The sequence below is a fragment of the Ornithinibacillus salinisoli genome, from assembly GCF_042684965.1.
Lineage (GTDB): Bacteria > Bacillota > Bacilli > Bacillales > Amphibacillaceae > Ornithinibacillus > Ornithinibacillus salinisoli.
This window is the reverse complement of the sequence record NZ_JBHUMI010000016.1, coordinates 416,990-430,006: the sequence shown is the minus strand read 5'-3', so window position 1 is coordinate 430,006 and position 13,017 is coordinate 416,990. Positions and strand designations below refer to the sequence as shown.

At 35.6% G+C, this 13,017-nt stretch carries 10 protein-coding genes; 2 read left to right on the top strand and 8 right to left on the bottom strand.

The features are described from left to right. Positions 1 to 8: 8 nt before the first annotated feature. From lpdA to ACFSTA_RS12820, 5 genes are all read right to left on the bottom strand, one after another. Complete coding sequence (lpdA, locus tag ACFSTA_RS12840) at positions 9 to 1,430, bottom strand: dihydrolipoyl dehydrogenase (protein ID WP_377557117.1); 1,422 nt, start codon at positions 1,428 to 1,430, stop codon at positions 9 to 11. Next, positions 1,414 to 2,532, bottom strand: a complete 1,119-nt coding sequence (gene buk, locus ACFSTA_RS12835) for a butyrate kinase (protein ID WP_377557116.1) — start codon at positions 2,530 to 2,532, stop codon at positions 1,414 to 1,416. Before buk ends, lpdA begins: the two co-directional genes overlap by 17 nt. A gap of 24 nt (positions 2,533 to 2,556) precedes the next feature. Beyond that, positions 2,557 to 3,651 carry a branched-chain amino acid dehydrogenase gene (gene bcd / locus ACFSTA_RS12830; protein ID WP_377557115.1) on the bottom strand — a complete coding sequence of 365 codons (1,095 nt, stop codon included), beginning with the start codon at positions 3,649 to 3,651 and terminating at the stop codon, positions 2,557 to 2,559. Positions 3,652 to 3,663: 12 nt separating this feature from the next. Next, entirely contained in the window at positions 3,664 to 4,566 is a 903-nt protein-coding gene (gene yqiS, locus ACFSTA_RS12825; protein WP_377557114.1) for a phosphate butyryltransferase, read from the bottom strand. A gap of 113 nt (positions 4,567 to 4,679) precedes the next feature. Further along, entirely contained in the window at positions 4,680 to 6,740 is a 2,061-nt protein-coding gene (locus ACFSTA_RS12820) for a sigma 54-interacting transcriptional regulator (RefSeq protein WP_377557113.1), read from the bottom strand. 144 nt (positions 6,741 to 6,884) lie between these two features. On the opposite strand from ACFSTA_RS12820, the gene ACFSTA_RS12815 reads away from it, so the two are divergent. Both ACFSTA_RS12815 and ACFSTA_RS12810 read left to right on the top strand, forming a co-directional pair. Next, a complete protein-coding gene (locus ACFSTA_RS12815) occupies positions 6,885 to 7,112 on the top strand; it encodes a DUF2627 domain-containing protein (protein WP_377557112.1) in 228 nt (75 codons plus the stop codon). A gap of 43 nt (positions 7,113 to 7,155) precedes the next feature. Then, positions 7,156 to 8,505: an aspartate kinase gene (locus tag ACFSTA_RS12810; RefSeq protein ID WP_377557111.1), complete on the top strand. Its 1,350-nt coding sequence runs from the start codon at positions 7,156 to 7,158 to the stop codon at positions 8,503 to 8,505. A 49-nt stretch (positions 8,506 to 8,554) separates the two neighbouring features. On the opposite strand, the gene spo0A is transcribed toward ACFSTA_RS12810, so the two are convergent. The 3 genes from spo0A to recN all read right to left on the bottom strand — a co-directional run bounded on the left by spo0A (position 8,555) and on the right by recN (position 12,994). Beyond that, positions 8,555 to 9,373 (bottom strand): sporulation transcription factor Spo0A, encoded by an 819-nt coding sequence (spo0A, locus tag ACFSTA_RS12805; protein ID WP_377557110.1) that lies wholly within the window; start codon positions 9,371 to 9,373, stop codon positions 8,555 to 8,557. 391 nt (positions 9,374 to 9,764) lie between these two features. After that, a complete protein-coding gene (gene spoIVB / locus ACFSTA_RS12800) occupies positions 9,765 to 11,045 on the bottom strand; it encodes a SpoIVB peptidase (RefSeq protein WP_377557108.1) in 1,281 nt (426 codons plus the stop codon). A 206-nt stretch (positions 11,046 to 11,251) separates the two neighbouring features. Beyond that, positions 11,252 to 12,994 (bottom strand): DNA repair protein RecN, encoded by a 1,743-nt coding sequence (gene recN, locus ACFSTA_RS12795; protein WP_377557107.1) that lies wholly within the window; start codon positions 12,992 to 12,994, stop codon positions 11,252 to 11,254. Positions 12,995 to 13,017: the final 23 nt, after the last annotated feature.

Here is a 13,017-nt window from a genome sequence, read left to right as displayed (position 1 = left end):
ACGTGCTGCTAACCATGAATTTGCAATCCATCGATAGCTAAGGATGCCTCACCCATAATCTCTGATAAAGTTGGGTGTGGATGAATCGTTTGAGAAATTTCCCATGGTGTAGCATCGAGTACTTTAGCCAGTCCAGCTTCTGAAATCATATCGGTTACATGAGGTCCAACCATATGAACCCCTAGAAGATCTTCGGTTTTTTTGTCAGATATAATCTTCACAAAGCCTTCTGATTCACCATATACTAATGCCTTCCCAATAGCCTTGAACGGAAACTTACCTACTTTAATTTCATAACCTTTTTCTTTTGCTTGTTTTTCTGTCAATCCAACACTTGCCACCTCAGGGTTTGAATATATACATGTAGGTATATTTTCATAATTGATTTTGTGTGGATCCTGGTTTGCCATATGCTCCACTGCAACAATCCCTTCATGAGATGCTACATGGGCTAATTGCATTCCACCAATGACATCTCCAATGGCGTAAATATGTGATTCCTTCGTTTGGTAAAAGTCATTCGTTTGGATGAAGCCTTTTTCTAATACAATATCCGTATTTTCAATACCGATATTACTTGTATTTGCCTCACGTCCAACAGAAACTAGCATTTTTTCTGCTTTAAATGTCTCGGTTTTTCCATTAACCTCTGCTTCAATATTGATTCCGTTTTCCACCGATAGTGTATCAGGCAATACTTTTGCACCCTTCACAAACGAAATACCTTTTTTCTTTAGCAGTTTTTCTACTTCTTTTGCAACCATATCATCCTCAGTTGGAAGGATCTGATCTAAATACTCAATTACAGTTACTTCCACACCGAAATCAGCAAGCATAGAAGCCCATTCAATTCCGATAACTCCACCACCTACAATTACGATAGATGACGGTAATTGATCCATCTCTAATGCCTCATCAGAACTCATTACATATGTTCCATCAATTTCTAACCCAGGCAATGATTTTGGTTTTGAACCGGTAGCAATTAATACATTTTTAGGAACGATCATCGTGTTTTCGTCACCATTTTCATACTCAATGGAGATTGTCCCAGGCATAGGTGAAAATATACTTGGTCCTAGTATACGACCAAATCCTTCAAAAACATCAATTTTTCCTTTTTTCATTAATCCTTGTACACCTTGATGTAATGTTTGCACGACACTATTTTTTCTTTCTTGGACTTTCATAAAATTCAGTGCTACATTATTCGTCTCAATTCCGTATTGGCTTGCTTCTTTTGTTTGCTTAAATACTTCAGCACTTCGCAGTAATGCTTTGGATGGAATGCAGCCTTTATGCAAACATGTCCCACCTAGATTTCCTTTTTCAACTACAGCAACATTCATACCAAGTTGTGATGCTCTAATTGCCGCAACATATCCTCCAGTTCCGCCACCAAGAACGACTAAATCATATTCTTTCGTCATGTATGGTCAGCTCCTTTCCATCTACGTTTGGGTATACTTTTGGTAACTCTTCGTGTCGTAATACCCTTAAAGCCCCATCTGCAAGAGCTTGTAATTCATTTTCACCTGGATACACTAATATATCCGCTATCCAACTGATATGGTTAGAAATCATTTCAACAAACGTTTTCCCATATGCTAAGCCCCCAGTTAATACGATAGCATCAACTCGACCAGCTAAAACAGCGCTCATACTTCCAATTTCCTTAGCGATCTGGTAGGCCATCGCTTCGTAAATACGCTTTGCATCCTTATCACCGTTGGTAATTTTCTCTTCCACTTCTCTGGCATCATTGGTATGTAAATAAGCCATAAGTCCGCCATTTCCTACCAATTTTTTCATGATTTCATCCCGGTAATATTGACCAGAAAAACATAAGGCAACTAAGTCTCCCGCTGGAACGGTCCCTGCACGCTCAGGAGAAAAAGGGCCGTCTCCATGTAGACCATTATTCACATCAATTACTCGACCATTTTGATGGGCACCAACTGTAATCCCACCACCCATATGAGTGACTATTATTTTCATATCTTCATATGCCTTATCCATATCTTTTGCCGCTCTTCTTGCAACAGCCTTTTGATTTAGCGCATGGAAAATACTTTTTCTCGGAATTTCTGGCACTCCCGAAAAACGTGCTATTTCATCAAGTTCATCCACTACAACTGGATCGACAATATATGCCGGGATATTTAGGCCACTTGCAATTTCGTGGGCAATAATCCCACCAAGGTTTGAAGCATGCTCTCCATTGTATCCTAATTGTAAATCTTGTAGCATGGTGTCGTTTACTTCGTAAGTTCCGCCTTCAATCGGTCGAAGTAAACCACCTCTTGCACAAACTGCATCTAACTTTGAAACATTAATTCCTTCATAATCTAATTGTTCAAGAATAACTTCTTTCCGAAAATCATATTGCTCAATTATCTTGTTAAATTGAGCTATTGTTTTCATTTCATGTCTGATTGTTTTCTCAAATATACATACATCGTTATCAAACACACCGATTTTCGTTGATGTTGATCCTGGGTTGATTACTAAAATGCGATACTGTTGTTGCACTATAGTTACCTCCGTTAGTAAATACTATCTTCTGCTTAAGGTGTGATGTCCGTTTAATAAAAATTGGCTTCTTGAATTCCTCACAGACTCTATTCTTTCTTCTGCCAAACGATCTGCCGCAGCATATGTTGGGATATTATCACGTTTCGAAATTTCGAAAACCTTTAAAATGCTATCATAAATTGTGTCTACTTTTCGCATCGCTCTCGTATGATTGTAACCATTTAACTCATCGGCTACATTAATCACACCGCCTGCATTAATTAAGTAATCAGGTGCGTAGACGATTCCTTTTTCATGAAGTATGTCGCCATGTTTTGTTGATTTTAATTGATTGTTTGCAGATCCCGCAATAACTTTTGCTGTTAATCTTGTCAACGTGTCATCATTTACTGTGGCACCTAATGCACATGGAGCATAAATATCACAATCCACATCGTATATATCATCAGGATCTACAGCTTTTGCTCCAAATGCTTCAACTGCACGATCGACGGCAGCTTTATTAATGTCTGTAACAATTAAGTTTGCACCTTCTTTATGAAGATATTCGCATAGTGTGTAAGCTACATTACCAACACCTTGAACAGCCACTGTTTTTCCTTCTAATGAATCATCGCCATATGCTTCAAGCGCTGCAGCTTTCATACCCTTATATACACCATAAGCTGTCACAGGTGATGGATTGCCTGAGGAACCAAACTCTGGCGAAATACCCGTAACAAAGTCCGTCTCCATATGAATAATATCCATATCCTCTACCGTAGTACCCACATCTTCGGCTGTAATATAACGACCGTTTAATCCTTGAATATATCTTCCGAAAGCACGGAACATTTCTGGATTTTTATCCTTTCTCGGATCACCGATGATCACAGTCTTTCCTCCACCAAGATTTAAACCAGCAGCAGCATTTTTATAAGTCATTCCTTTGGCTAATCGTAAAGCATCTTCAATAGCTTCTTCTTCTGAGTTATACGTCCACATTCTAGTTCCGCCAAGTGCAGGACCTAATGTAGTATCATGTATTGCAATTATAGCTTTTAATCCAGAATTTTTGTCTTGACAAAAAACCAACTGTTCATAATCGTATTTCTCCATATAAGTAAAAATCTCCATATCGTATTCCTCCTAAAATGATTTTGATGAAACTAATGCTAATGATAAAGAATATAATTTACTCTCAGCAGAATCTGCGCGAGAGGTTAAAACGATTGGTGCCTTTGCTCCACTAATGATCGCAGCAACTTTCGCTTGTGCAAAATATATGAATGATTTATACAAAGCGTTTCCTACGTCAATCGTTGGAGATAATAATATATCGGCTTTGCCCGCAACATCGGAAGTAATACCTTTCAACTCTGCAGCATCCTTAGAAACAGCATTATCAAAGGCTAAAGGACCATCGACAAGGCAGCCTTTTATTTGTCCTCGTCTTTGCATTTGCGTTAACATAGCAGCATCCATTGTAGAAGACATAGCCTCATTAACTACTTCTACCGGTGCTATTGCTGCCACTCTCGGCAATTCCATGCCAACCCCATGTGCAACACGAACTGCATTATGAATTATTTCTACCTTTTCCTTTAATGTTGGTTGGATATTCATTGCGGCATCTGTCAAAAATATAAGACGATCCTGATTTGGGATGTCAAACAATGCTACATGTGACAAAACATTACCAGTTCGGAGTCCATATTCTTTGTTTAGAACTGCTTTTAATAATGATTTTGTCGAGACATTTCCTTTCATTAAAATGTCTGCTTGCTTTTCATAAACTGTTTTCACAGCCGCTAAACTCGGTTCTGATTCTTCATGCTGTACCGAAATTAGTGGCGACGTAAGATCTAATTCAGCTTTAAATGCCGTCTCCTTTATCTCTTCTTGATCGCCAATTAATATGAAACTACAAAGTTCCTCCGATATAGCATATTTAACAGCTGTAAGAACCTCCCTATCTGCAGCATTTGCTAGTGAAACGATTTGTTTCTTTTCATGTTGTACTTGATTCTTTATTGCTGCTAATGATTTCATTATGTTCACACCACCTCATAAACTTATATGCAAAAAACGTGCCAACTACCAAATGTATGTAAGCGCTTCATTTTTCACTTTATGGCTCTTGCACATTTTTGCAAATGCGCAAATTATTGCAGGTTACTTTTTGCAATATTGTACTTTTCCAGCTTATAGTATAGATTTCTTATCGAGATATCTAATCTTTTTGCTGTCTTAGTTTTGTTAAAACCACTTTGTTTGTATACACTTGAAATTAACTCTTTTTCATATTGCTCTACCGCATCTTGAAGCGGTAGGTCTAAACGAATACTTATTTCTTCACTTGAGTTTTGCGACATAGTCTGCAAACTTGGTATATGTTCTTGTTTGATAACTTCTTCATTCATTTCCATATAAATCATGGCTCGTCCTATAACGTTTTCTAATTCACGAACGTTACCTGGCCAATGGTATGCATCTAAGGCTAGTAAAGCATCATTTGAAATTGTAGTAACATTTCTACCGTAATCTTGATTCATTTTTTGAATAATATGGTGAATTAATTCTGGTAAATCAGATATCCTTTCCTGAAGGGAAGGAATAAAGATAGGTAATTTGTTTAATCGGTAGTAGAGATCTTCTCGAAACGTTTTATTCATGATTGCTTTCTCTAAATTTACATTCGTTGCAGCAATTATACGAACATCAATCATAACTGGATCTGTTCCACCCACACGCACAATTTCGTTTTCCTGAAGTACACGTAATAATTTCGCCTGCATGTGGAGAGATAATTCACCTATCTCATCAAGAAATATACTGCCCATATTTGCTTCTTCAAATAAACCTTTTTTTCCGCCTCTTTTTGCTCCGGAAAATGCACCTTCTTCATAACCAAATAATTCGCTTTCCAGAATTGACTCCGCAATAGCTGCACAGTTTACACGAATAAATTTGTTATGTTTTCGATTACTTTCATTATGTATTGCGTGTGCAAATAGCTCTTTCCCCGTTCCTGATTCACCTCGTAAAAGTACAGTTGCGGGTGTTTTCGCACCAACTTTTGCCTGTTCTAATGCCAACTGCATTTCGTTTGATTTTCCAATGATATCATCGAATGTATATTTGGCTTCTAAGTTACGTATAATCTGTCTAGCTCTTTTCAGTTCACTCGTTAATGATTTAATTTCTGATACGTCATGCAGAACTCCAACACTACCTTTAATTTTTCCATCTACAATAACAGGTGCTACATTAACTAGTACATCACGCTTGCTAGGACCTACCTTCATCCGAACACCTCTGACTGGTCTTCTCGTCTGCAAGACTTTCATATGCATACTTTCACCTTCAGAGATATCCACAGTCGCTGGTTCACCAATAACATCTGTTTCCTTCAATCCAGTAATTCTCGTGTACGCAGGATTTATCATGAGTCCAATTCCATTTTCATCAACAACACTTATTGCTTCGTCAGAGGATTGGATAATTGCTTCTAGCATGGTTTTAATTTCATTTAAATCCGTATTTTCTTCAGCTAAATTAAGCACTTCTGTTATATCTTTAAAAACTGCAAACGCACCGATTAACTGGTCATTCGCATTTATGATGGGAAGTCTAGTTGTAATGACCATTTTACCATTCTCAAGTAGTAATTTCTGATTTACTTCTTTTCTTCTACTTCTCAATATTTGAGGCAATCTCGTATTCGGGATTACTTTATCTATTTGTTTGCCAACTAAATTTGCTTTGGAATTCCCAAAGATTTGTTCGGCACTTTTATTTACAAATTGAATGACCTCTTGTTCGTTTATAACAATCATTCCATCACGGATATTACTTAATATTAGCTCTTGATTATTTGTTTGATCCGTTAACTTATCTAGTAATGCTTCTTTTTCATCCAGCAATTCTGAAATGACATAAGCCACAGATCCAGGAATCACAACTGTTTCTTGTTTACGGGTTTGGAGAATTTCATTGAGAACATTTTCATTTCCTGTTGCTTCAATGATAATATCTACCTTTTCATTTATCCAGTACTTCCAGTCATTTCCAGTTGGGATATTATATTGCCTCGCCAATTCAAGACCTTTTGCATCAGGATTTGTATCAATCATAGCGATAACGTTCATACGATCAATAGGAAATAATATTTTAAAAAGCGCACTTCCTCCCTTGCCAGCCCCAACAATTAAAACTCGTTTCATCTCATCCCACCTTGCAATTTTCTGCATAAATCCATCATACTTTAACCTGCAGAAATTAGCAAATTAATAATGTTAATATTACTGTACCTATTTTCATTGTATTTTGATATACTAATTAAAGTTATATAGCTAGAGGAGAATTCCATGATTCGAATTATTGCATTTTTAATTTTACTTATACCAGGAGTTATTTCCGCAATCGGAATAAAGCTCATGAGAGACACATTATTCGATGAATTCTACCCAGTTTTCATACATACTGGCGTTCAGTTTACTGTTGGATTAATTCTATTTATAAGCGGATTAACTTTTATTACTGGATTTATCGTATATCGTGATAGAAAACGCCAGCAAAAAAAGAAAGAGCAATAGAATAATCCAACAACAGATTAAACTTCGTATTGGGGAGATTGAAATGAAAGTAGCAAAATTTGGAGGAAGTTCTGTAGCAAACGCAACACAGTTAAAAAAGGTCGGAGAAATCATTAAAAATGATTCTAGTCGAAAGTTTATAGTCGTTTCCGCACCTGGAAAACGAGACAAAAATGATTTTAAAGTTACAGATGTATTAATTAATTTAGGTGATGCATTTGTCCATGATAAACCCTATTTAGACTATATGGAAGTTATCATGCAACGATTTGCAGAAATTATAGAGGAGTTAGCAATTTCTAAAAAAATCTTATATGATATCGAAGAAACAATAAATAGCGTATTAAAGTGGGATGAATCTACAGAGCAAAAATTGGATGCGTTAAAAGCAATTGGAGAAGACAGTAGTGCTAAAATACTTAGTGAGTATTTAAATACCATTGGTCTTAAGGCGAGTTACTTAAGTCCAAAAGATGCAGGTATTATTGTGAGTGATGAACCAGGGAATGCACAAATACTACCCGAAAGTTATCCTAAGTTATTTACATTACGTGATAGAGAAGAAATTTTGGTTATACCGGGGTTTTTCGGTTATACAACTACTGGAAAATTGATGACATTTTCAAGAGGCGGTTCAGATATTACCGGTTCGATTGTAGCGGCAGGGGTTAAAGCAAGTCTATACGAAAATTTTACAGATGTCGATTCCGTATATACGGTTAATCCTAATATTGTTACCAACCCAAAAGAAATAAAAACACTAACATATAAAGAAATGCGTGAATTGTCTTATGCTGGATTCTCTGTTTTTCATGATGAAGCGCTAATTCCTGCATTTAAAGAAAGTATTCCAGTCTCCATTAAAAACACAAATAATCCCGAAGTTCCAGGGACATTAATTGTCGCAAATAAAGAGGATAAAGAAAAATGTGTTGTAGGAATTGCCAGTGATACAGGATTTTCCACATTATTTGTCAGTAAATATTTAATGAACCGAGAATTAGGATTCGGTCGAAAGCTATTCGAAATTTTAGAGAGAGAATCGGTGTCTTTTGAACATTCACCTTCTGGAATTGATGATTTGTCTGTCATTATTCGTGATAATCAACTTAATGCTGATAAAGAAGAAAAAATATTAAAGCAAATTAAACAAGAATTAAATCCTGATACAGTTAGAATTCATCAAAATCTTGCGATGATTATGATCGTCGGAGAAGGTATGATGAATACGATTGGGATAGCACAAAAAGCTACAACAGCTCTAACCAAAGCAAATGTTAATATTAAAATGATCAACCAAGGATCCTCCGACGTTTCTATGATGTTCGGCATTCAATCAGAAGATATCGACAAAGCAATACAATCTTTATACGACGTTTTTTTTGAAAATTAAAGAAAAAAAGATTACTGTAAAGTTTTAAACTTACAGTAATCTTTTTTTATTAGCTTGCTTTATGATCCAATCGTAATCGATCAGCTACCATCGCGATAAACTCACTATTTGTTGGTTTTGCTTTAGAAACACTTACCGTATAACCAAATAAAGCCGAGATAGAATCAATATTCCCTCTACTCCATGCAACTTCGATCGCATGACGAATAGCACGCTCTACCCTCGAAGAAGTGGTATTGTATTTTTTTGCGATATCAGGATAAAGCACCTTAGTAATAGATCCTAACAATTCAATATCATTATAAACCATTGTAATCGCTTCTCTTAAATACATATACCCCTTAATATGAGCAGGTACGCCGATCTCATGAATAATATTTGTGATACTTGCTTCTAAATCTTTTTTCCTTCTTTCTTTTTTATGGCCTTTATTTGCCCTATTTGAAACAATTGGGCTTCCTTTAACTTGACGTATTTGATCTGCTAAATTATCTAAATCGAACGGTTTGAGTACAAAATAAGAAGCACCTAAGTCTACTGCTTTTTTCATTACTTCTTCCTGCCCAAAAGCAGTCAGCATAATAACACTTGGATCATTTGTGTCTCGCCCCATGTCTCTAAGTTTATTCAAAACCGCTATTCCGTCCACGTGAGGCATAATAATATCCAAAATGAGAACATCCGGTTTTAATTCATCTAGCATGGACAAACAATCTTTCCCATTAAAAGCAGTACCAATTACTTCAATATCATCTTTTTCATCAAAATATTCTTCCATTAGTTGGACGAGTTCTTTATTATCATCCACTAAACATACTGAAATCTTTTCCACAAAAGTTCCTCCTTTTATTATTCGAGCTTTTCCCATACTATGTATTCGACATAAGTTCGAAATATCCTTCTTTTATTTGAAAAACTTTGGATTTTTTTATGTTTTCTTTGATTTACTTCAATTTGCTATATATTTCGATATGATTCGATTTTATATGACAAAACCCAGATCAACTTGTCGAAAAATATTTCTGCTTTTATTATAACATGTAAATTGAAAGAATTCTTATATAATTGAAAAACACAACTTTTGTATTATACAAATCATTCATATACAGGATCTAATCGCAAATTTGATATTAATTGTGTATGTTCAATACTCTTTAACAACTTATTTTTACCGCAGATGTTTTCATTACTCGAAAATCAATTTGAATATACAACAATACAAAAAACTTGTAGTGAGAAATCACTACAAGTTTTTTGTATTAGCCAGCTATTTCATTTTCTTCTTTATAAATGTTCACACCCGCATCTTGTAACATCCACTCAATATGAACACCATACCCGGAAGTAGGATCATTCACAAAAACGTGGGTAACTGCTCCGATGATTTTGTTATCTTGAATGATAGGGCTACCACTCATTCCTTGAACAATACCACCTGTTGCCTCTAATAACTTAGGGTCTGTAATTTGAATAACCATTCCTTTTGTCGCTGGAGATTTCTGTGCTATACTGCTGACAACTTCTACATCAAATTCCTCGACTTTTTCTCCATCGATCACAGTTAATATCTTTGCAGGACCTTCTTTTACTTCATGTGATAAAGCAATTGACATCGGTTTATCATAATTTCCATTCGTTATACCACTCTCTAGTTTTCCAAAGATACCAAAAGGACTATTCTTGGTAATCGAACCAATTTTGTTATCTTTCAAAGAGAATTTTGCCTGCTTTTCACCTGGAGTTCCATTATTCCCTTTTTCAATGGAAGTTACGGTTGAGCGTACGATCGTTCCATTGTGGATTTCAATGGGCTTCTTTGTGTCCATATCTGAAATAACATGTCCTAGAGCACCGTATTTCTTTGACTGTGGCTCAAAAAATGTCATTGTTCCAATACCAGCTGCCGAATCCCGTATATATAAACCAATTCTATATTCCTTTTCTTTTGGATCATATACAGGTTTCAACGAAGTTTCAAATGTTTCTTTGCCTCTTTTTACCTTTAGCTTTAAGTCTTTCTTATTTTTACCAGCTTCCTCGACGAGTGGTTTAACATCCTTCATTGCTTTAATCTTTTGCCCATTAATTTCTAAAATAACATCACCTACTTCGATTTCCGCATCTTCTCCAGGAGATAGTGAACCATTTTCTCCATTTACAAGGTGATGACCTACTACAAGTACCCCGAGCGTATGAAGTTGTACGCCAATGGATTGCCCACCAGGGATTACTTTAATGTCTTCCAGTACAGAAACATTTACTTTTTTGATTGGCATGCCAGCTAACGAATAAGTTAGCTCGCTTTTACCAGTATCTTGTGCATAAAACATGGATGAATCAATTGCTTGAATGTTTTCCGTTGCACCTACTTCTACAGAACTACCTAATGCAGGTAAATCAATAGGAGATTGGTTATTGACGGTAACAATTTCATTGGGGATCGAGATATATTTCTGAATTGGGGGCATAAAAGGAACTGTAAGCAAAGCTATAAGGAGCATTACGCCCGTAATTAATCGAATCTTATTTGTCTTTTTCACGCAATTCACTCTCCTCGTTCCTAACCCATACCATATTTTTTTCTCTGTACTTATAATTTTACCTTTTGGGCGTTTTTTAAACTGGTGAGAGATTAGAAAAGATGTGTATCATTTCCTGTCTAAAGTTTATGAAAGAATGAATAATGATTGTACCTTTAAAACAGCATAAGGAAAGATGCGATAAAAAGCCAGATACTTCTGGCTTTTCACGAATTAACCTTATTGACCTGCATACTTTTAAAATCTGTGGCTAAATCAAGCAATTCTTTTGCATGCTCTTTTGCCGTTTCAGTTAGCTTCGTTCCTGTAATCATTCTACTCAATTCATTTATTTGTTCGTTTAATGTCAATTCTGAAACGGTGGTAGTCGTACGGTTATTGCTTTCATCTTTTGAAATGAATTTATGTATATCAGCCATTGCTGCAACCTGAGGTAAGTGAGTAATACATAATACCTGTGATTGATTAGATATTTGAAATATTTTCTCTGCTATAGCTTGCGCAACACGACCACTTACTCCAGTATCTACCTCATCAAAAATCACACTTGTAACTCCTTGATGTCTCGCAAAGATTTTTTTTAGGACCAACATAATCCGAGACAATTCTCCCCCGGATGCGACCTTACTTAGTTCTTTCAATGGTTCTCCAGAATTGGTTGATATCATGAATTTTACTTGATCAAAGCCATTTTTATGTAAGCTAGTGGCCTTGTCTCCGTCTAATTCGTTCAGGTGATTTATGCATGGGTTAAACGAAATCGAAAATGTGGCTTTTTCTAAATATAACCCTTTTAATTCTCGATGCACATCTTCAACTAAGGACTCAGATGCTTTTCTTCGTAAATCATGGAGTTGTTTTGCTTCTAAATAGGTATCATTTTCAAGATCTTTCATTTGCTCAGCTAATTTTGAAAGGTGCGAATCTTTATTTCTAATTTGTTCAATCTCTTCTTCTATCCTACCCATATACGATAGTATTTCATTCACTGTCTGACCATATTTTTTCTTTAATCGACTAATTTCATTTAATCTTGATTCAATTTCATTCAAGCGATTTGGGTCATACTCCAATGATTCCTGGAAATTTCGTAAATCCATACTTATTTCTTCAATTAGAAAGTAGTAATTCGATAATTCCTCTGCTTTTTCACTGATCGTATTATCATAGTTGCTGATGTCCTGCAAGGATTGTTTGGCAATATTCAACCATTCTATTCCCTTTTGTTCACCATACAAAGCTTGGTATGCGTCATGAACACCTTTATAAATCCGTTCATAGTTCATTAAATGGTTACGTTCCTTTTCTAATGCTATGTCTTCATCCGGTGTTAAATCAGCTTGTTCAATTTCATTTAGTTGAAATTCTAATAAATCTAACCGGTGTGCCATTTCTTGTTCATTTTCGGTAAGATCTTTATACCTTTTTTTTAAAGTTTGTAGTTTTTTAAACAAATATGTATACTCTTCTTTTACTTGTGAAATTTCTTGTTGATCATATAAATCTAATAATTCAATATGATTTTCAGGAACCATGAGTGATTGTGTTTCATGTTGACTATGTATATCAATTAAGGTTTTGCCGAACTCTCTCAAAATGGCTAATGTTACCAATTTCCCATTGACTCTACAGATGCTTTTTCCACTGGCAGTTATAACACGATGTAATACAACTTGATCATCTTGGATCTCCACTCCATATTGCTTTGCTACACTGAATATTGGATGGCTCTGATAATCGATAGAAAATAGACCTTCCATTTCTGCTTTTTCCTGACCATGTCTTACAAACTCAACGGACGCACGACCTCCAGCTAATAGTTGAACAGCATCAATTATAATTGATTTTCCTGCACCTGTTTCACCTGTTAATACCGTTAATCCTTCATTAAATGTTATTGTTATGTGATCAATAATTGCAAAATTACGAATCGATAATTCTGTTAACATGTAATTTTACACCCCATTAATTT